At 45.6% G+C, this 21471-nt stretch carries 18 protein-coding genes and 2 tRNA genes; 6 read left to right on the forward strand and 14 right to left on the reverse strand.

The annotated features are described in order from the left end of the window. Positions 1–22 precede the first annotated feature (22 nt). The 9 genes from pstA to F3H97_RS06335 form a co-directional block, all read right to left on the reverse strand. A complete protein-coding gene (gene pstA / locus F3H97_RS06295; RefSeq protein ID WP_159562479.1) occupies positions 23–934 on the reverse strand; it encodes a phosphate ABC transporter permease PstA in 912 nt (303 codons plus the stop codon). Between the two features lies 1 nt (position 935). Continuing rightward, entirely contained in the window at positions 936–1880 is a 945-nt protein-coding gene (gene pstC / locus F3H97_RS06300; RefSeq protein WP_012726614.1) for a phosphate ABC transporter permease subunit PstC, read from the reverse strand. Positions 1881–1963: 83 nt separating this feature from the next. Next, positions 1964–2902 carry a PstS family phosphate ABC transporter substrate-binding protein gene (locus F3H97_RS06305; protein ID WP_196430860.1) on the reverse strand — a complete coding sequence of 313 codons (939 nt, stop codon included), beginning with the start codon at positions 2900–2902 and terminating at the stop codon, positions 1964–1966. A gap of 153 nt (positions 2903–3055) precedes the next feature. Beyond that, positions 3056–5119 carry a peptidoglycan D,D-transpeptidase FtsI family protein gene (locus F3H97_RS06310; RefSeq protein WP_196430861.1) on the reverse strand — a complete coding sequence of 688 codons (2064 nt, stop codon included), beginning with the start codon at positions 5117–5119 and terminating at the stop codon, positions 3056–3058. A gap of 157 nt (positions 5120–5276) precedes the next feature. Continuing rightward, positions 5277–5885 (reverse strand): superoxide dismutase, encoded by a 609-nt coding sequence (locus F3H97_RS06315; protein WP_196430862.1) that lies wholly within the window; start codon positions 5883–5885, stop codon positions 5277–5279. An 84-nt stretch (positions 5886–5969) separates the two neighbouring features. Beyond that, on the reverse strand, positions 5970–7442 hold the full coding sequence (locus tag F3H97_RS06320) for an alpha-amylase (protein ID WP_196430863.1): 1473 nt from the start codon (positions 7440–7442) through the stop codon (positions 5970–5972). Positions 7443–7555: 113 nt separating this feature from the next. After that, positions 7556–7629 (reverse strand) — tRNA-Ile (locus F3H97_RS06325). Positions 7630–7636: 7 nt separating this feature from the next. After that, positions 7637–7710: transfer RNA gene (locus F3H97_RS06330), tRNA-Met, on the reverse strand. A gap of 106 nt (positions 7711–7816) precedes the next feature. Next, positions 7817–9460 (reverse strand): Na/Pi cotransporter family protein, encoded by a 1644-nt coding sequence (locus tag F3H97_RS06335; RefSeq protein ID WP_159562483.1) that lies wholly within the window; start codon positions 9458–9460, stop codon positions 7817–7819. A gap of 180 nt (positions 9461–9640) precedes the next feature. On the opposite strand from F3H97_RS06335, the gene F3H97_RS06340 reads away from it, so the two are divergent. Beyond that, positions 9641–10081, forward strand: a complete 441-nt coding sequence (locus F3H97_RS06340; protein ID WP_196430864.1) for a hypothetical protein — start codon at positions 9641–9643, stop codon at positions 10079–10081. A gap of 34 nt (positions 10082–10115) precedes the next feature. Here the strand turns inward: F3H97_RS06340 and F3H97_RS06345 are convergent, their stop codons facing one another. Further along, positions 10116–11810, reverse strand: coding sequence for a methyl-accepting chemotaxis protein (locus tag F3H97_RS06345; RefSeq protein WP_230872926.1), 1695 nt, complete (start codon positions 11808–11810; stop codon positions 10116–10118). Between the two features lie 219 nt (positions 11811–12029). On the opposite strand from F3H97_RS06345, the gene ispG reads away from it, so the two are divergent. Both ispG and F3H97_RS06355 read left to right on the forward strand, forming a co-directional pair. Next, complete coding sequence (gene ispG / locus F3H97_RS06350; RefSeq protein ID WP_012726622.1) at positions 12030–13151, forward strand: flavodoxin-dependent (E)-4-hydroxy-3-methylbut-2-enyl-diphosphate synthase; 1122 nt, start codon at positions 12030–12032, stop codon at positions 13149–13151. A 75-nt stretch (positions 13152–13226) separates the two neighbouring features. After that, positions 13227–13811 (forward strand): hypothetical protein, encoded by a 585-nt coding sequence (locus tag F3H97_RS06355; protein ID WP_074036640.1) that lies wholly within the window; start codon positions 13227–13229, stop codon positions 13809–13811. A 31-nt stretch (positions 13812–13842) separates the two neighbouring features. On the opposite strand, the gene F3H97_RS06360 is transcribed toward F3H97_RS06355, so the two are convergent. Genes F3H97_RS06360 through F3H97_RS06375 form a run of 4 tightly spaced genes read right to left on the reverse strand, consistent with a single transcriptional unit; the run spans position 13843 to position 17300 of the window. Then, positions 13843–15231, reverse strand: a complete 1389-nt coding sequence (locus F3H97_RS06360; RefSeq protein WP_196430865.1) for an NAD(P)H-hydrate dehydratase — start codon at positions 15229–15231, stop codon at positions 13843–13845. Between the two features lie 35 nt (positions 15232–15266). Next, complete coding sequence (locus F3H97_RS06365; protein WP_012726625.1) at positions 15267–15692, reverse strand: Fur family transcriptional regulator; 426 nt, start codon at positions 15690–15692, stop codon at positions 15267–15269. Next, complete coding sequence (locus tag F3H97_RS06370) at positions 15685–16542, reverse strand: metal ABC transporter permease (RefSeq protein WP_196430866.1); 858 nt, start codon at positions 16540–16542, stop codon at positions 15685–15687. The genes F3H97_RS06365 and F3H97_RS06370 overlap by 8 nt, the downstream gene beginning before the upstream one ends. Then, positions 16539–17300 (reverse strand): metal ABC transporter ATP-binding protein, encoded by a 762-nt coding sequence (locus F3H97_RS06375; RefSeq protein WP_196430867.1) that lies wholly within the window; start codon positions 17298–17300, stop codon positions 16539–16541. The genes F3H97_RS06370 and F3H97_RS06375 overlap by 4 nt, the downstream gene beginning before the upstream one ends. Before the next feature lie 185 nt (positions 17301–17485). On the opposite strand from F3H97_RS06375, the gene F3H97_RS06380 reads away from it, so the two are divergent. The 3 genes from F3H97_RS06380 to F3H97_RS06390 all read left to right on the forward strand — a co-directional run bounded on the left by F3H97_RS06380 (position 17486) and on the right by F3H97_RS06390 (position 21445). Beyond that, positions 17486–19015, forward strand: coding sequence for a Ppx/GppA family phosphatase (locus F3H97_RS06380; RefSeq protein ID WP_196430868.1), 1530 nt, complete (start codon positions 17486–17488; stop codon positions 19013–19015). Positions 19016–19017: 2 nt separating this feature from the next. Continuing rightward, positions 19018–21183: an RNA degradosome polyphosphate kinase gene (locus F3H97_RS06385; protein WP_012726629.1), complete on the forward strand. Its 2166-nt coding sequence runs from the start codon at positions 19018–19020 to the stop codon at positions 21181–21183. Between the two features lie 91 nt (positions 21184–21274). Further along, complete coding sequence (locus tag F3H97_RS06390; protein WP_012726630.1) at positions 21275–21445, forward strand: DUF1427 family protein; 171 nt, start codon at positions 21275–21277, stop codon at positions 21443–21445. Positions 21446–21471: the final 26 nt, after the last annotated feature.

A 21471-nucleotide genomic window follows, 5' to 3' on the forward strand; every position in this document is an offset into this window, starting at 1 on the left:
CTCATTCATCTGCAAAAAAGACTTAGTGTCGATTTGTATATTTGTTTCGAATATAGATTGCAACCGAGTTCATCGCGATGAGCATCGTCATAAGTACGATGATCCCTGCTGCCGCTAAGTTTTGGAACTCTGCTTGTGGTCGGCTCGTCCAGTTGTAAATCTGAATCGGGAGGGCCGTGAAGTCAGAGAAAATGTTACTCGGTGTTGTTGAAATGAATGTTGCCGCTCCGACCATGATGAGTGGAGCCGTTTCACCAATCGCCCGGGAAACCGCTAGGATAATCCCCGTGATGATTCCTGGTAACGCCGAAGGTAACACGACGTTAAATGTCGTCTGCCACTTAGATGCCCCGAGTGCTAGCGAAGCGTGTCGTAATTCCATTTTGACTGCTCGTAGCGCTTCCTGTGAGGCCACGATGACAATCGGCAAACTCATGAGACCGAGCGTCAAGGCGCCAGCCATAACCGAGTTCCCTAATTCCATGACTCGAACGAAAATCGTCAATCCAAGTAATCCGAATACGATTGACGGAACGCCTGCCAAGTTCGAAATGTTGACTTCAATAAACGAAGTCATGCGATTTTTCGGAGCGTATTCTTCCAAGTAAATTGCCGCTCCAACACCGATGACAAACACCATCGGTACGATCAATAGCATGAGCCATAACGACCCAATCAACGCAGGATATAATCCAGCCTGTTCAGGACGGCGCGACGGGAAGTTGCGCAAGAAATCGAGGTCGACCCATCCTGCGCCCTTTGACACGATGTCATAAATCAACGTCGATAAGACAACGAGCGCAAAGACAAGTCCCGCCAAAAAGATGTACTTAAATATTTCATTCAATTGTAAACGTCGTTTAATTCGTTGAGACACGGTCTCACGATTCATCAAGTTCTTCGTATTCTTGAACTCACTGTTCGGTAAAGCCATATTAGTACTCCTCTCTGAAGCGGCGCGTCACCCAGTTTGCGAATAAGTTCATCAATAGGGTAAAGACGAACAACAACGCACCGACCGCATAGATACTGTAATATTCGATTGTGCCGTAACCTGCATCACCTTTGGCGATTTGAACGATATACGCTGTCATCGTCTGAATCGCATTGAGCGGGTTGAACTCGAAGTTCGGCTGTGAACCACCAGCGATGGTTACAATCATCGTCTCCCCAATCGCACGGCTCATTCCGAGAACGATAGAGGCGATGATTCCAGACGTCGCAGCAGGCATGACAACTTTCGTTGCCACCTCAAGACGTGTCGCACCTAAACCGAGTGCACCGTCCCGAATTTTCTTCGGAACAGCACTCATTGCATCCTCAGAAATCGAGGCAATCATCGGAATAATCATAATCCCGACGACAATCCCTGGGCTTAGTGCATTGTAAATTTGAAGTCCTGGGATGAGTGCTTGCAGAATCGGTGTAATGAATGACAAGGCGAAGAAACCGAATACGATGGTCGGCACACCGGCCAACACTTCTAGAATTGGTTTCAATACACGTCGTGCCCGTTCAGAGGCGTATTCACTTAAATAAATCGCAGACGCCAAACCGAGTGGGACGGCTACAATCATCGCAATCACAGTAATTTGGAGTGTTCCCATGACAAGGGCCCATACCCCGAAGCGCTGATCTGCACTAAGTGGGTACCATTCTGTCGATCCTAAAAATTCTGCGACAGGGACTCGTTCAAAGAACTTGAATAGCTCAAAGCCTAGTGTGAACGCAATACCAATGGTCGTGACGACCGATACGAATGCGCTCAAGAATAATAAGAACGGCATGATTTTATCAAACACGTTCGTCGTACTATATTTCTTTTGTTTATTTTGTTGAATCATCTCTCGAATCGAAAGCTTATTGTTCGGTTCATTCATCTCGTGTATCGCTCCCTACCTCTTCATACTAGAAAGCATGGCGAGAAGGCGAGACCGTGTCTCACCTTCTGCCACCTATCATCTTATTCTCCAGCGATTTCGTCGATCATCTTCATGTTTTCGTCGTAACGCGCTTGTTCCATACCGACATATCCTACTTCTTCAGAGAGCGCACCTGCGTTTTCGTTCATGAAGCGTGCGAATTCTGCAACTTGCTCTTTGTCTTTCAACGAAGCGTTGTTGACGTACGTGTAGATTTCACGTGAGAGTGGATAAGAAAGGTCATTGATTGTTTCTGGAGTTGGCTCTACACCCTCGACTGCCATGGCACGAAGCGTGTCTTGGTTTTCGATGTAGTATGCATATCCGAAGAATCCGATTGCACCTTCTGTTCCAGCTACACCCGTGACGAGGACGTTGTCATCCTCAGACAATTGTGCGTCTTCACGAATGTCCGTATCGTCAAGGACGGCTTCATTGAAGAAGTCAAATGTACCTGAGTCTTTACCTGGTGCGAAGAATGAAATCTCCTCATCTGGCCAGTCAGAGCGAACGTCTTTCCATGTTTTTACGCTTGTGTCCGTCCACATCTTATTCAATTCTTCAATCGTGATATCTTGTGCCCAATCGTTCGCTGGGTTAACAACAAGCGAAAGTCCATCAAGTGCAACCGAGAGTTGCGTGAATTCCACACCGTTTTTCTCAGCTTCGGCTGCTTCTTCTTCTTTGATTTCACGTGATGCGTTCGAGAAGTCTGTCTCTCCCGTCACGAAACGTTTGAAGCCACCACCCGTACCAGAGACACCGACTGTCACTTCAACTTCTGGTTGTTCAGCTGAAAATTCTTCTGCGACTGCTTCCATGATTGGGAATACAGTTGATGATCCGTCCATGACGACTTTTCCTGAGAGCGCATCGCCGCCTTCAGCAGCGCCACCTTCTTCATTGTTCCCACAAGCAGCACCTACGAGTGCGACTGAAGTGATTGAAGCGAGTAAAGCTGATTTTTTCATCCAAGACATTTGTGACGTCCTCCTTGAGTTTGCTTTGATTTTTGTTGTGGATTTGTTGTTCTGTCCTACAATTAATATCCTAATGAACTTCTATTAACGAGAAATAAACGGAACGTAAAAGAATTGTAAAGACAAAAAAAGAAGTCACCGAAGTGACTTCTTTTACTGAAGCATTGCATTGACGTCTTCTAGATTAAAGTAAGCTTTCATGATGTCGTGCGCGACACGCGTATTGATTCCTTCCGCCTCAAGTCCAGGCATGATGATCGCCCAAGCGATTTCCGGATCATCGAACGGTGCCCAACCGACATGGTTTGAGTTCAATGTCTTAATCGGTTCTCCGTTCGCATTTCGTTTCGCCTGACCGTCTGCCCCTTCCGCGATTGCTTGAGCAGTTCCGGTTTTACCTGCAGCCGTCATACCGGTCTGCTGTAAAATGCGAGACGAACCGGACGCAGATTCAACCCCTTGACGATATCCTTCACGGACACGTTGAATGTATTCATCCTGGATATCGACTTTATTCAACGCATTCGGTTGGAACGTGCTCACGACTTGCTTATTGTTCTCATCAAGCGAACCCGGCTCAATGATTTCTTTCAGCAAGTGTGGTTGTACACGATAGCCACCGTTCGCCAATGCTGACGTATATTGCGCCAATTGAATCGGAGTATAAGAAATATACTGTCCGATCGACATATCCATCAGAAGCGTGACGCGGTCCGGGATGCTACGGAATCCGGTCGACTCAAACGGCAAGTCAATCCCTGTCTCGATTCCGAGACCGAATTGTTTATAGTAGTGTTCCATCGTTTCAAACGCCTGCGTGACATTTTCTCCGACAATTTGACCTGTCGAGTAATAATCAGCCAGACGCAACGCAATTTGGAACATATAGATGTTCGATGACATCGCAAGTGCATCTAAGTCGTTAATGTTCCCCATATTTCGGTAGGAAGCTTTCACTGACGAACCGATTCGAATCGGTGCATCATAAATATATTCTCCCGGTTTGACGACGCCTTCTTCAAATCCATAGGCGACCGTCGCCCCTTTGATGGTTGATCCGATTTGGCTGGCACGAAGCACCGTACCGGTCGACACATCCTTGAATTCGTTCGTTTCCAAATCGAGTTCTTGTCCAGACAGAGCGAGCAATTCACCCGTTTGCGGATTCATGACGACCGCAAAAGCTCGGTCGAAATGAGGACTTCCAGAGCGTCCTGCGCGAATCGCCTTTTTCAAGATCTCATCGACTTCTTTTTGGAACTCGATGTCGGTCGATAAGACGATATCTTTCCCTGGATTCCCACTCACTCGTGTCGGTTCACCGACCGGTTCCCCTTTGTACGTGGTGAACACATCATAGGCCGGCGTTCCACGAAGGACGTCTTCATACTGTTGTTCCAAGTAGGAGGTACCGACCCGGTCGTTCAACCCGTAACCTTTCGCCTGATAAGATGCACGTTGTTCCGCCGGAATTTGACGATAACTTCCTAGGAAACTTTTGAACGTCTCATCATACGGATAGTCCCGTTGATAGTACGGTTCAACACTCACCCCAGGCAACTGCTCTAAGTTTTCTTCGATGACCGCCATCTCTTTCGGGCTCGCACCGATTTTGATGACCTGTGGGTCGAGTGCATAGCCGCTCTCCATGTTGTGTTTAATGGCGATGATTTCTTCTGTCGCATCATCAAACGTGATCTCTTCTTCTGTGATCGAGTCAAGCAAGAGTCGGTCCACGTCTTGGTTAGACAATGCGGCCCGCTCCTCTTCCGATAATTCTTCCAATAGCGCTTGAGTCCGTTCTTGCGCCAATTCCGGATTCGTTGCAATCCAGTAATCTTTCCGGTCTCGCTCCGTCATTTTACGGTCTTCTTTCGGAATGTCGACGATTTCCGCCAACTTTTTCGCAACGTCCAACCGTTCATCCGTCTTTGTCACTTGAGAGCGGCGATACATGACCGAGTAGTTTGAAATCGTATCCGCCAGCACTTGACCGTTCCGGTCGTAGATTTTACCTCGCGGCACTTCATATTTGATTTTACTCGATTCCGTTTTCTGTACTTCCCGAGCAATCAATTCACCATTCACGATTTGGACGACACCTAACCTAAAAATGAGGGTCGCAAATAGAATGAAGACGATGAAAAATAGTAAATTCAAGCGTAACGGTAAGTGGTTTCGCCGTTTTTTCGGCACTTTTACCCGATTTTTAGCCAAGTCCGTTTACTCCCTCCACGTTCATTTCCTTCTATATTATAGAGGACAGGAATCCCTGTCGTTTTGTCCGATTTTCACTATATCATAATTTGTTTACAAATTAATGAAAACCACAAAAAAACCCGAGATTCGTATCAGAACCTCGGGTAAGACAAACTTATTTTGCGTCAGCGTACAATGTCGCCACATAATCCCAATCGATGACATGGAAGAATGCGTTGATATAGTCAGGACGACGGTTTTGGTAGTTCAAGTAGTAAGCATGCTCCCACACATCAAGACCGAGGATCGGTGTAACACCTTCCATGATTGGTGAGTCTTGGTTTGGTGTAGACGTGACTTCGAGTTTCCCGTTCTTCACGACGAGCCAAGCCCAGCCTGAACCGAAACGAGTCGTTGCAGCTTTCGTGAATTCGTCTTTGAACGCATCAAAGCTACCGAACGACTCATCGATTGCAGCAGCGAGGTCGCCAGACGGTGTGCCGTTCTCATTTTTCTTCAAGAGCTTCCAGAAGAACGAGTGGTTCCAATGACCGCCACCATTGTTGCGGACAGCTGTTTGAATGTCAGCAGGAAGCGAATCGATTTTTTGAAGCAAGTCTTCGAGTGAAGAGTACTCCACATCTTTTCCTTCGAGTGCATTGTTTACGTTTGTGACGTAAGTGTTGTGGTGTTTCGTGTGGTGGATTTCCATCGTGCGTGCATCAATGTGTGGTTCGAGTGCATCATATGCGTAATCAAGTTGTGGTAATTCAAATTTAGCCATTACTAAAATCCCCCTTAAAAGTGTTTTGAACAACGTTCGTCTTAAATGTAACAGATATGTGACGGTCGACTCAATTGTAATGCTTTATTCGACATCTTCTTCTGGCAATGCCCAAACTGAAATCGACCCCGCCGACACTTTAAATACCCCAAATCCTTCTTCATCAATCTCAATTCGATCATTCAACGTATTCGTTAAATCGACCCATGTTTCACCGGCACGTTCTTCCCCGACAAACATTCTCTTTTCAGATTCATCAGAAGTTGAAATGAGGACGGCACATCCAGAACGTTCGATTTCCTCCACACCTTTTCGTACCCACCCGATGACGTTTGCATCATCAAAGTAATCATCCTGCTCCCCGTACGCTTTCTCTCGGCGCGCATATAGAAGCGTATCAATGGCGAGCTTCATCCCATCAGTCGGGTGAGGACCGTCTATACCGTAGTAATCGCCATAGAAGACACATGGATAACCATCTTTACGAAGTAAGACAAGACCATAGGCGATTTGCTTGAACCAATCTTTCACCCATGACTCAAGCGCCTCCTCGGGTTGTGAATCGTGATTATCTACGAACGTCACGGAATGAAGCGGGTGTGACTGAACGAGCGTATCATCAAAAATGGTTCGCATGTCAAACGCGGCCCCTTCCTCCGAGGCTTGATGTAATTTGTAATGGAGCGGGACATCGAATAAATCGACATGGTAATCGATATTATCGAGAAATTCACGACAGGCATCAAGGTCAGATTTCCAAAACTCGCCGACAAAATAGAATTGGTCACCTTTCTCTTCCCGCATCGTCTGACTGAACTCTTTTACAAAGTCATAGTTGATGTGTTTAATGGCGTCAAGACGGAATCCATCACATTTCGTCTCCTCGATGAACCATTTCCCCCAATTCAACACTTCTTCACGCACATCGGGATGGTGGTAATCGATGTTCGCAAACATTAAATAGTCATAGACACCGAATTCATCGTCGACGTTATCATTCCATCTTTTGTTTTCTCCGACAATAAAGAAAATACCGGAACGATCAGTCGCCGCATCATAATCCGTTCCGTTAAAGTGCGTGAAGTCCCATTTGAATGAAGAGTATTTCCCATCACGAGCTTCGTAATCAAATTTTGTCCATCCCTCGATTTCGAACGCTTCATCTGAAAGGACTTTCGTACGGTCGTCGGGATCTACTTCTAACACTTCAAACTTCTCGGTCGCATCCGCCCCGGCTTTATGGTTCATGACGACATCCATATAAATCTGCATCCCGAGTTCTTGTTGGCAATAGGCTGTCGCTTCAAGTAGTTCTTTTTTCGTACCGTATTTCGTGGCAATCGATCCTTTTTGATCGAACTCACCCAAATCATATAAGTCATAGATTCCATAACCGGTATCTTGATCACTTTGCCCTTTTGTGACAGGTGGTAGCCAAAGTGCAGTGATTCCTGCTTTATTTAAGTCGGCTGCTCTCTCTTTTAGTCGCTTCCAATGCTTTTGATCTGCCTCGACATGCCATTCAAAAAATTGCATCATGGTGTGGTTTCGTTCCATTTTGTCCGCCTCGTTTCATATTTTTCAAAAAACAAAATGCTAACGAGTATTTACCCAGCAATTTTAGATTGAAAACAAAAAAGCGACGTTCACATTGTGACGTCGCTTACGAATGGACCCTGTAGGACTTGAACCTACGACCGGACGGTTATGAGCCGTCTGCTCTAACCAGCTGAGCTAAGGGTCCTTATAAATAGCGGCGGAGGGAGTCGAACCCACGACCTCACGGGTATGAACCGTACGCTCTAGCCAGCTGAGCTACACCGCCATGTTGTTATACAGTAATAATATACTGAATATGTCTTGGAGTGTCAAGGAGTATTCCTTGCCGAATAAGAAAAAGCACCCCAAATTTCATTTGGAGTGCTTCTGATTTATACGGTTACTTCGTTTGCATCTTCAAGTGTGATTTCCGTGATGTTCATAGCATGGTCACCGATTCGCTCCAAGTTCGAGAGCATATCGACGAAGAACATACCTGCTTGTCCATCGCAAGCACCTGTGTTCAAACGAACGACGTGGTTCTTACGGAATTGACGCTCGAGCATGTCGAGTTTCGCTTCCATTTCAATGACTTTACGTGCTTCAATCATGTCACCGCTCCCCAACGTCTGAAGAGATTTCTCTAACGTCGCACGTGTGAGGTCGTACATTTCAGTCAATTCTTTTTGTGCATCTGTCGAAAGCGTCACTTTCGTAGCTGTCTTATAATCAATCAACTCGATGATGTTCTCAACGTGATCACCGATTCGCTCGATATCGTTGATGGCATGCATGAGTGTTTTGTGTTCTTGTGATTCTTGTTCTGTCAAATCAACGGCAGCCAATTTCACGAGGTAATCTGTAATTTTCGCATTCAACGAGTTCAATGCTTCTTCGATATGTGCCGACTTTTCAGCGTGCTTCTTGTCGCCAGTCGTCAAATAGTTGCGTGCTTCATCGAGACCGAGTTTTGCGAAATCTCCCATGCGGATGACTTCGTATTTCGCTTGCTCGACTGCAATCGATGGTGACTGTTGAATGAAGATTGGGTCTAAATGTTGTGCTTTCGTATCGACGATTGAGTCTTCACCAGGAACCAACTTCGTTACAATCCAAGCAATCGTTCCAATGAACCAGAACTGGATGAAAGTGTTGACGACGTTGAACGTACCGTGTGCGAATGCGATTTGCATCTTATCTTCAATCGCCAAGAGTTCTGTGATCCAATAGATATAGTTTGTGAACGGAACTAACAAGATCATAAAGATTGTCGTACCGATCAAGTTAAAGATGACGTGTGCCGCTGCTGCACGACGTGCGGCAACTGATGCACCAATCGATGCCAAAATCGCCGTGATCGTTGTTCCGATGTTATCTCCGAACAATACCGGTAAAGCAGCACCTAAATCGATGGAACCACCAGCATATAGTTCTTGCAAGATTCCGATCGTCGCAGACGATGATTGAACAATCACGGTAAATACTGTACCAACGATGACACCGAGGAACGGGTTGTCACTCATTGATTGCGTCAAGTCGATGAAATATTCACTTGAACGAAGTGGTTTCATCCCACTTCCCATTAATTCAAGTCCATAGAACAACATCCCGAAGCCAAAGAAAATTTGACCAAGGTGTTGTAATTTTTCTTTTTTAAAGAAGAACAACAATACTGCACCGATTGCAATGATTGGAAGCGCATATGCACCAACATCGAATCCGATGATGAACGCCGTCACCGTCGTCCCGATGTTCGCCCCCATGATGACCCCGATTGCTTGACGGAGTGTCATGAACCCGGCGCTAACAAGTCCGACCGTAATGACGGTTGTACCTGAAGATGATTGAATCAATACAGTAACGATAATCCCGGCGAGTACCCCAAGGAATGGATTCGTTGTATACTTATCAAGGATGTCTCGCAGGCGATTCCCTGCAGACTTTTGGAGTCCGTCTCCCATCGATTTGATCCCGAAGAGGAAGATCCCTAGACCTCCAAAAAACATGAATAACATTTCTTGCAAATTGTATTCCACGATTTTTGTACTCCTTTTAATTAAGAATTGGTTGGATTTGCTTGGTTTTTAATGCCCTACTCATTATGCCTTCATCGGTAGTATCATGTAAACACGTTTAATGTAAAAGTTTTATTAAAACACTGTACCATTTCATGCATCTTATTGACTTCTGTAATATAACAGATTGGAGTTTTTAGTATGTTGTCCACTATTTTGAAGTTCCTTCGAACAAGTCTTTTCCCATCTAAGCAAGTATTGCGTCTTCGTTTAGCCCCGCTCCATGCCTATATGGGAGCCACTCTCGTGTTGACGCTTCTGATCACTGGCTTGGACTTTATTGTGATTCGTCCTGATTTTTTCGTTCCGATGTGGCTATTCTTACACGGATTCGCCATTTTCTTTTTCTATTTACTTTGGGTCGCCATCATGGCTTTATACGTTCAGTTGGTTACAAAAGTCTACTCGAAAAACATGTGGGCCTACCGTCAAGCTTGGCCATATGCCGTGGCGATGACATTCGTCCCTACCGTTATATTAGTGGTGTTGTACCACATGAACCCGTCTCTTATATGGATTGGTTTCATCATTGGACTCGGATATATCACCTACCCTTTAACGAAAGTGCCAAAAAAAAAATAACGACAAGCGTCTTCGTAAACGCTTGTCGTTATTTTTATGCCGGAGAAAGTTCCTCGAGCGTCTGATTCAATGCTTCACTTTGGTCACTCAAGTCAGTACCTGCAGACTGTAAGGCAGACTGCACATTGGACCATCGTTCGACACCGTCGTTCAGCTCGAATAACTTTCGTTCGAGTGACGAACTGATTTCTCGCAACCGCTCATTCGATTCGATTAATTGCAAGAGCTGTCTCCCCGTATGTGACGTTTGATCCGAGATGGACTGAAACTCATCTAACTGAACTTTGATTTCATGGTCGATTGTTCCGATTCCAATCTCTACTCGATAAACAGCATCTTTTAATAGATGCACTTCTTTGATAAAGTCATTGACTTCAAACAACAGGTCCTTTCGTTCTTCGTTCAATGCTTCGATTGCATCTACCGCGAGGAGTGTCGCTTCATTCGTCATTTTTGCTAACTTCCCAACTTCATTGGCAACAACAGCAAATCCTTTACCATGTTCTCCTGCGCGGGCTGCCTCAATCGATGCGTTAAGCGACAACATCTTCGTAGCTGTCGACACCGATAGGATACTCTTTAGCGCATCATCCGCTTTTGAAGAGTTCGACTCACTCTCTTCAAGCTTTTGTTGAATACTCTCCACTTGTTGCTCAACATAATCACTCGCCTCTTTCACAGAATAGAACGTTTCAAGTTCTTCATGTAATATGGATTTCAGTCGATTGCCACGGTCGTCCACACTCGAAATTTGATGTTCCAGCATTTCGATTTGTTGTGTCACTTCTCTCATTTTGAATGTAGAATCGCTTGTCACCGACTGATATGAATGACTCGTATGTTCTACCGTAACCGCAACTTCACGGAATTGTTCAACCTGATGATGGCTGTTCATCAGTTCTTGTTGGAAGATTGGAAGACTTTGATGAAATGCACTCGCTGTCTTCCCCATCATATCCATGGACTGATTCCATAATTGAATGAACGTGTTGAACTCGGTTTCGAGTATATGGATTTCTTTGGATTTCGCTCCAAGTGCCACGTCATCGAAACGACGCGTTTCAACGGCACGGCGCAATGAATGGGCCAATACACTCAACGGTTTGACTTCACGATGAATCAATCGCGAAAAGAGGATGGCCATCCCAATCATCGCAATGAATAAAATGAACGTGATATATTTTCGCAGTTCAGTCATTGGACCAAGCGCAGATTCTTTCGTGACAACGAGAACGTAATCTGCTTTTAGCTCAGGGATCGAGACCGATGCCATTAGTAAACCATCTGTCTCTTCTACTTCAGATGTTGTCGTTTGTGAAACTTTCCCTACAATCTGCTCTGTTTTCATTCCTTTTGACCCACTCAATTGCTCAACAGACTCTCCACGTACTAAAAATTGCGCTGCTTCAAAATCATCTCCCGATAGAATAGAAGCTTGTTGCATATAAGTAGATTTTAATGACCGGTTGAGTTGCTTCTCGTTTGCTACATATGCACTGTACGACGTCTTCACCGATTCTCGCATGACCGTAACTTCTCGCATAAGGCGCTGCTCGATTTCTGCGGACAATAGTTGTTCAGACTTTAGGGCGAACCAGCTAAACGTCACGATAAAGACAAGTAATATGATTGGCATGAGCGTCCATTGGAGGCGGTGCCCTATTTTAAAATGACGATTTAGTCGAGCGTTTCGTCCCGTACCCTTCATTTGATTGCGCTTGAAATTCATCTTCACGTTAAGCCACCTCTTTTTCTAATCTCGCCTATATATCGGTCTTGAGACGGTGGAAAATTATGAAGTAGATGTTAAGATAGCGTTAGAGTTTGTAAAGAGCACACATCCGTCACGCATCCTAGATGCTTTTTCACATTCTTTTCGTTATGATAATGAAGAAACCTTATCATCTTAAATCGATTGGATTCTTTCCAAAAGAAGGAGATTACGTATATGTCAGAAATTTTGCATCGTTCATTAACACGTCCGGTCCGCGTCGGTAACTTGATTATCGGAGGATCGAACGAAGTCATTATTCAATCTATGACCACTACGAAAACGCATGACGTCGAGGCAACAGTCGCCGAAATCAAGCGTCTTGAGGAAGCTGGTTGCCAAGTCGTTCGCGTGGCTTGTCCAGACGAACGTGCAGCTGACGCACTTGCAGAAATTAAGAGCCGCATCAATATCCCGCTCGTCGTCGACATCCACTTCGACTACAAGCTTGCTTTAAAAGCCATTGAAAGTGGCGTCGATAAAATCCGGATTAACCCGGGTAACATCGGTCGTCGTGAGAAAGTAGAGGCCGTCGTCAATGCGGCGAAAGCAAAAGGGATTCCAATTCGAATCGGTGTTAACGCCGGCTCATTAGAAAAACAATTCCTTGAAAAGTATGGATATCCGACCGCGCAAGGTATGGTCGAGAGTGCGATGCACCACGTGAAGATTCTCGAGGATCTCGGCTTCTATAACACGATCATCTCGCTCAAAGCTTCAGACGTAAACCTTGCACTCGAAGCCTACACACTCGCTGCGAAGACGTTTGATTATCCTCTTCACGTCGGCATCACAGAGTCAGGTCCACTCTTCTCCGGTTCACTTAAATCGGCTGCAGGACTCGGTGCGATTCTCTCTCTTGGAATCGGTTCAACAGTTCGAGTTTCACTTTCAGACGACCCGGTTGAGGAAGTAAAAGTTGCGAAAGAAGTGCTCAAGTCATTTGGACTTGCAGCAAATGCCGCGACTTTGATCTCTTGTCCAACATGTGGACGAATTGAAATCGATTTGATTTCGATTGCAAAAGAGGTAGAAGAATACATCCAAAACATCAACGTCAACATTAAAGTTGCCGTTCTCGGATGTGCGGTAAACGGTCCTGGTGAGGCTCGTGAAGCGGACATTGGAATCGCAGGCGCACGTAACGAAGGACTTCTCTTCCGTCACGGAAAGATCATCCGTAAAGTGCCTGAGGCGACGATGGTCGAAGAATTGAAAAAAGAAATCGATGCGATCGCTGCTGAAAAAATGGCTGAACGTGAGCGCGAAGAACAAGAACTCGCAAACCAATCAAATTAATGAATCTCATGCCCGTACGGTTGCAACCGTACGGGTTTTTGATAGAATAGAGGGCATGTGAGGAGGAGTGATGAGATGCGAATCGGCATTGATTTGGATGGAACCGTTACAGATCCTAAAAGTTGTTTTTTATATATGAATGAATCACTCGGCTATTCGATTGACTATCATCGTGCGACCGAGTACGAGTTGCACACGTATACGACGATGGAGCAACATGAATTTTGGAAGTTTATGATTGAAGAGGGGCATGAAGAAGCGATTTACCGTCGTTCACTTCCGCACTCTGATGTGTTGGATGTGTTATGGGAATTAAAGCAGCAACATCACCTGCATTACGTCACCGCCCGAAGTGAGGCGGTTCGACCGGTTACCGAAGAATGGATCAAACAGCATCGTTTGCCGCTTGATTCGTTGGTCATGACCGGTTCTCACGATAAAATCAATGTCGTCAAAGACTTGTCACTCGAACTGTTTATGGAAGACCGGTATGAGAATGCCATCTCGATTCATGAAGAAACGTCAATTCCAGTACTCCTATTCGACGCACCCTATAATCGTAAGACGTTACCAGAGGGCGTAACTCGCATTTCGACATGGCGTGAGGCGTATCACCATGTCGCGCAATTGGAGAAACAAATCGTTCTACAGCAACGTTAAAAGGCAAGCCCGACACAAGCGGGCTTGCCTTTTAAATTCGTCCGAGCTCTTCGATTATATCGCTTGCGAGTACACTTGCGGGGTGTATACTCTGGCTAATCGACTTGGCAGCGAGCGCATGCCATAGCACCGCTTGCTCGTTCGGTGCCGAAGGCTTTTTTCTTCTAGCCCATAGCGCAAGTAGGATTCCGGTCAACACGTCCCCACTTCCACCTTTCGCTAACGCAGATGCTTCAACGGTATTGACGGCACCTGTTCCGTCAGGTGTAACGATGATCGTATACGTTCCTTTTAAAATCAAATGGACTCGGTGTTGCTTCGCGAACTCACAAGCGATGGAAAACCGATCTGCCTCGATCTCTTCAACCGATTTTCCGGTCAATCTTGAAAATTCACCTGGATGCGGTGTCAGCGTAAGCGGCCCCCGGGTTTCCAATCGTTTCGTCGATAGTGCCCCAGCGTCCAAGATAACAGGACAAGACTGCTGTTTTGCGTATTGCCAAATGAGATTCAACGCTTCCCCTTCGACCATACCGGGACCGATGGCAAGTGCATCGTACGGTTGTTCCACCACATCGGTGTGTTGCTGATACATCGCTTCAGGCAGTGTTGAGATAAGCGGGATCGCTTCACGTGGAATGGAGAGACGTAATAAGCCGATACCAGAACGAGTTGCAGCACGACCACCCAAGAATGGCGCACCGAGAAAATGACGACTCCCCCCGATAAGCATCCCGTGTCCATATGTCGTCTTATGACTGAATTGGTCGCGCTCCAAAAGAGATCGATCGAAATCATTTTCGGTCAACACCTTCCAATCGGATGTATGTCGGAGTCCGATATCAATCCGTTCCACTTTGCCATAGAATGGAGCAGTCCGATTTAAGAATGTCGAACGTTTGAAACCGTGTAACGAATACGTATACGTCGCCCGTATCGCTATATCATCAAAGTCTCGAGCATGATCACTCGGTATGCCTGATGGTACATCAATCGAAATGACAGGCGTCGATTGACGATTCACCCATTCAATCACTTCCCGCGCTTGACCAGTCACGGGACCGGACAACCCAACGCCAAACAAGGCATCAATGATGATATCTGTTTGGATTGGCCGTTCCACAAGGCGAAGGAATGAAGATGCATAGGAAGCATGGATTACAGCCGCCTCCGTTTGACTTTTCCCTAACGGTGACCACACGCTGACCTCATGCCCTTTCATAGCAAGCTCTCGAGCGACGACCCAACCGTCCCCACCGTTGTTGCCTGTGCCACAAATCACCAAAATGGTAGACTGCGAATCGATTCGAATGTGAGGCACAATCGCCGAGGCCGCTCGCTCCATCAACACCTCTTCGGGCATCCCATTTTGAATCGCTGTGCGATCGATCTGCTTAATCTCAGCAGCTGTATAGATCATCTAACCTCCCCCTTCGATACAAAAAAGGGATTGAATCAAATCAATCCCTTTTGCTTACATTCTTTACAATACCCATATATCTCAAATTTATGATCGACCACTTCAAATTCAGGGTCGAGCGCCTCTACGAAGCGCATCGGACATAAATCGAGCAGTTTCGTCTTTCCACAGCTCCGACAAATCAAATGATGATGGTGATGTGCCGCACTGCAGGTGACTCGAAAGGATTTCTCACCATCGAGTTCCGTCGCTTCAAGTAATCCTTCCTCCGCAAACGACTTCAAATTTCGATACACCGTATCAAAACTCATCGTCGGATGTTTGTCTCGCATGTACTCGAGTACTTCCTTCGCACTGATATATCGGTCTTCTTCAGAGAGATAAGCATACATTTCAAGACGTTTCGGCGTCACTTTTAAAGAAGATGCACGAAGACGATTTAATTGTTCAGTCTCATTCATGTTGTACCCCCTTTTTCTTAAAACTCATGACTTTCTCGAGCGCCATGACGGCTGCTAAAATACCGACTGCTATCAATACGATAACACCGCCCGGAGCGACATCGAGATCATACGCAAGGACAAGCCCACCGATTGTCGCGACCTCTCCGAAGATGATGGACCACATAATGGTCTGTTTGAAACTCGAAGTAAAGCGTAGCGCCGCTGCGACGGGTAACGTAATCAAACTAGATACGAGAAGTGTTCCAACAATTCGCATGCTGACGGCAATCACAAGCGCTACGATGAACATGAATAAAAGGTGAAGCATCGTACTCGGTAATCCTGACACTTTTGCCTGTTCTTCATCAAATGACAAGAACAGCAACTGCTTATAGAAAATAAGAATCACAAAGAGCGTCAAGACGGCCACACTGACGATCAATGTGATGTCAGATTGACTCACAGCTGAAATCGATCCAAACAAGAGTGTGGACAAGTCGACCGAGAATCCTCGTGATAGCGAGATAAAGATGGCACTTAGTCCCATTCCTGCGGACATCATAATCGGAATGGATAGTTCCTGGAAGTGCACATATTTACCTCGAAGCCAATTGAGTCCTAACGCAGCCAATACAGAGATCAGCGTTCCCATATACAGGGGGTTCAGGTCAGCGAATAGAGCGATATATTGTCCGAGAAATAAACTGAACGAAATTCCGGCAAGCGTCATGTGTGACAATGCATCGGCAATCAAGCTCATCCGTCTCACTACAATGAATGAACCGATGAGCGGTGCGGTAAACCCAATCACAAGTGCTGCAATGAACGCATAACGTAAAAAACTATATGTCCAAAGATCTGTGATCATGTCGTTCCCTCGTGAACAAGAACTTTGACAGGATAAGGTTTGATGGACGATGCGAGTTCTCCGAGCTCGCTGTATTCTCTCAGTCCACAATTGCATGCTAATCGTCCGCGGTCGAGATGGACGACTTTCGTGACAAGATCGGTCACCACGTTTAAATCGTGGGTGACGAGGACGAACGTACAAGTCGTATGTTCACGAAGCATATGCAAGACTTCATAAAAATCTTGTAAGTGTTTTTGGTCCACACCGACGGTCGGCTCATCGAGAATCAATAGATCAGGCTGGTTGACCATCGCCCGAGCGATAAAGACACGCTGTTGTTGCCCACCGGACAGATCTCCAATTTTCCGATGACGAAACTGCCACATGTTGACCGTTTGTAACGCATTTTGAATCGCTGCCTGGTCTTCCATTTTTAAACGTTTGAATAAACCGAGACGTCCATATCTACCCATCGCGACTACTTCTTCGACGGTAACCGGGAATCCCGAGTTAAAGGAAGCCGCTTTTTGGGAAACGTAACTGATACGAGACTTGTCTTTAAACTGCGAAATGGGCTTGCCGAACAATTCGACCGACCCTTTTTGCGGGTTCAGTAATCCAAGAATGGTTCGAATCAAAGTCGACTTCCCAGAACCGTTTTCTCCAACGATTGCGACAAAGTCCCCTTGTCGAATATCAATCGATACGCTTTGTAAGGCTGGTGTCCCATCATAGAAGTAAGACACCTCGTTTAATTTGACGACAGATGTAGTCATCTAATCCCTTCTCTCATATGTTAAATCGTAATCATTTCTACTTTCTAGGCGTTTGTATTATACAGAATATCACGCACACCTTCAAGCAAGAGCGGTTTCACTTAGTCAAATGTTAAAATTCACGTAAATCGTATGTTCGTTCAAAACCTTGTCGATTACACTAGTATTATGAAGGGGATGGTTTTATGGAAAAGAAACTGGCAGTTATTGATATCGGATCCAACTCGATTCGAAACGTCATCTTCGAAGTGAACGAGGAAGGACAATACTTCGAACGGTTAAATGTGAAAGAAGTCGCGCGATTGTCCAGCCATATTAGTGATGCGAATGAAATGACTGAAGAAGGAATCGCTTCGCTCATCGATACGTTACGTCACTTTAAAGAGTTGAACGACCATCATCACGTAACCGATATACTCCCTGTGGCGACGGCAGCCATTCGAAATGCGAATAATTCAGATGAGATTTTGCAGAACGTCAAACAATCTACAGGGATGACCATCCGCCTATTGAGCGATTACGAAGAAGCATTTTACGGATATTCGGCCATCGTCAACTCTACCTATGTGGAAGATGGATATTCCGTCGATATTGGTGGGGGATCAATGGAAGTCACATATTTTCAGAACCGCGAACTCGTCTTCTATCATAGTTTTCCTTTCGGTGCCGTGACGTTAACGAAAGAATTCATGAAAGATGAGACGATGACGAAAGACGAGCGGAAAGCGTTGACCGCATACTTAAAGAAGGCATTCAAGGAAATTGAATGGCTCGAACCACACGGTGTCCCTCTTGTCGGTGTCGGCGGGACGGCTCGTAACTTAGTCCGGGTCGAACAGACCATATCGAACTTCCCGCTTGAAGGAATCCATCAGTATACGATTTCTGCTGAACAATTGGAGGACGTCATAGATGAACTCGTCGGAATGTCGAGTAAACAACTCGGGCGTTTGGATGGGCTATCAAAAGACCGGGTCGACATCATCGCGCCTGCCGTGACAGCAATCGGCGAACTCGCTAAATATTTGAAAGTGCCCGAGTTCACGATGAGTAACAATGGACTCCGCGAAGGACTCTTCTATGAAAACTATTTACATGAGCATGATAAAATTCGTTTTGCCGATGTGAAAGAAGAAAGTTTTCGTCATTTTGAAAAACAATATGACGTGAACCCGACTCGTCATCAACATCTCATCCGATTGGCTCGACAGTTGTATACCGGATTAATTGAAGTAAAAGCGATTAAACCGAAACCATTTGAGCCAGGTCTCCTTGAAGGTGCCTGTCGCCTTGCTTATGTCGGTGAATATATCGATCACAACAATAAAAGTGACCACACGTTCCATCTGATTACCACAAACGATTTCAAAGGACTAAACAACGAGGATCGACTCGCTCTTGCCCTCGTCACATCCTTCAAATCAAAACGAGTATTGGAACAACATATCGAGGCTTTCCCGAAATGGTTTGATCAAAAGTTATTGAAGAGTTTGGAGTTGCTCGGGTCGATTGTGAAACTCGTCGATGCCCTCGACTTGACGGAGCGTCAGATCGTGACGGACATCCATGTTGCTAGTACAAAGGACGGTCTCACACTTACGCTAGATACGAATGGTTCTGCACGTTTTGAGTTGCAGCGAAGCACTCGCCATAAAAAGCATTTAGAACGCGCAATTGATCAATCGATTGAGATTGTCTTGAGCGAGGAGGAGTAACCATGTCCGAATATACGAATGAACATTTTAACAACCGTGAACTCAGCTGGCTCGACTTTAACGAGCGTGTCCTCGAGGAGGCGATGGATGAACGAAATCCATTGATGGAACGATTGAAATTTTTGGCGATTTTCAGTTCTAACCTTGATGAATTTTATATGGTACGAGTCGGTGGATTGAAAGATGAGGTCCTCGCCGGGTTCAATCGTCCGGAAGATAAGACGGGCCTCACTCCAAAACAGCAGATCAAGTCCATTTCGATGCGAGCGCAAGAACTCGTCGAGACACAATATGCGACATATAAAAAAATCACGAAACAGCTATCGAATCAGCACGTTCGCTTCTTACGGACGAAACATTTGAACAAGACCCAACAAGACTTCGTGAAAGAGTACTTTCGAACGCACGTATTCCCTGTCCTGACACCGATTGCAGTCGATGCCTATCGTCCGTTCCCAATGCTCTTATCCAAGTCACTGAACATTGCTGTCGAGATTGCCTCGAATGGCGAAGGAAAAAAACGACTCGCCCTCGTTCAAGTGCCATCCGTTCTTCCGCGGTATCTGGAACTACCTACTGATGATGAAGAACATACCGATTTGATTTTACTTGAGGATTTGATCATTCAATTCATCGACTCACTCTTCAAAGGATTTGTCGTCGAGTCCACGATGCCATTCCGAATTACGCGGAACGCGGACATGCCGTTTCACGAAGAGGGCAGTCGTGACGTCTTGAAACAAATTGAGAAAGAATTGAAGAAGAGAAGATATGGGGTTGCCATCCGACTCGAGGTACAGCAACGATCGTTACGAAAAGAACTTTTGTTCATGCTACAAGACGTCCTTGACTTACATGACCGGGATATCTTTATTGTCGACGGTCCGATCGACTTGACCTTCCTGTTTGGGATCTACAATCAGATCGGGATGGAATATGATGACATGATCAATGAAACGTTGATCCCATTTATCCCAGAAGGTCTTGAATCGGGCAAAGATTTATTCCAAAGTATCGCTAAACAGGATTATCTGCTCCATCACCCGTATCATTCATTCGATCCAATCGTCCGTTTTATCGTTCAAGCCGCCAAAGACCCGAACGTCTTGGCAATCAAGCAGACACTCTATCGCGTCTCCGGGGACTCTCCCATCATCAAAGCCTTGACTGATGCAGCCGAGAGCGGAAAACAAGTCACTGTCCTCGTCGAACTAAAAGCACGTTTTGATGAAGAAAAAAACATTCAATGGGCGAAGCAACTTGAGAAAGCCGGAGCTCACGTCATCTACGGCTATAAAGAACTGAAGACACACTCAAAAATCACCCTCGTCGTTCGCATTCTAGAAGGTGGTGTGTTGCAACGGTTCATTCATCTTGGTACCGGTAACTATAACGATTCGACCGCCAAGCTATACACAGACATTGGGCTCCTCACGACAAATGAAGAACTCGCTGAAGATGCAACGAACTTTTTCAACTGGTTATCCGGTTATGGGGAACGACCATCTTGGCATCAGTTCGAGACGTCGCCTGACGACATGAAAGACTTCTTCTTGAATAAAATCGATGATGAGATCAAACTGCATGAAAAGTACGGCAACGGTCGCATCGTCGCTAAGATGAACTCGATCACGGACCGGGCCATCATCACAAAATTGTATGATGCTTCGTCCGCGGGAGTGAAAATCGATTTGATTGTCCGAGGCATTTGTTGCTTACGACCGGGAATTAAAGGGGTCTCTGAAAACATCAAGGTCATCTCGATCATCGACCGATATCTCGAACATTCCCGAATCTTTTATTTTTACCAAAATGGAAAAGAAGACTTGTACTGTTCCTCTGCGGACTGGATGACACGAAATATGAAAAAACGGATCGAGATACTCTTCCCTATCTTGAACGCATCACATAAAACATACATCAAAGATATGATGGCCCTTCAACTCGTCGATAATGTGAAAGCAAGAAGACAACGTTCTGACGGCCGCTATGTATACGTGAAACGTGAGACCAACGAGGAAGAGATTCAATCTCAAATTATCATCCATCAATATACGGGTGGTCGATGGAACAACATACCTAGCGTATTCGAACGAGAACCGTCAAATTGGGCGGAACGCGAAGTGCTCCGCCTTCGGGCCGAGAACGAGAAAATGACAGATGACTGATGTTAGACTTCTCAAATAAGAAAACTCGTTGTATAATAAATTCGATTCAGTTATTATGAAGCGCTTTCATTTAGAGACGGAGGAATTATTTATGCAGGAGATTTTATTATCATTACTCGCCGGCTTGATTTGTGGTGCCATCTTCACCGCACTCAAACTGCCACTGCCTGCCCCACCGGTATTGCCAGGAGTTGTTGGGATTTTCGGGGTATTCCTCGGAATGAAGGTTTATCAATTTGCTGTAGCGAACTGGCCATTCTAATAAAAGATGCCCTCGAAAAAGGGCAT

Origin of the sequence: Exiguobacterium sp. SRB7LM, from assembly GCF_015712685.1 — a bacterium.
Lineage (GTDB): Bacteria > Bacillota > Bacilli > Exiguobacteriales > Exiguobacteriaceae > Exiguobacterium > Exiguobacterium profundum.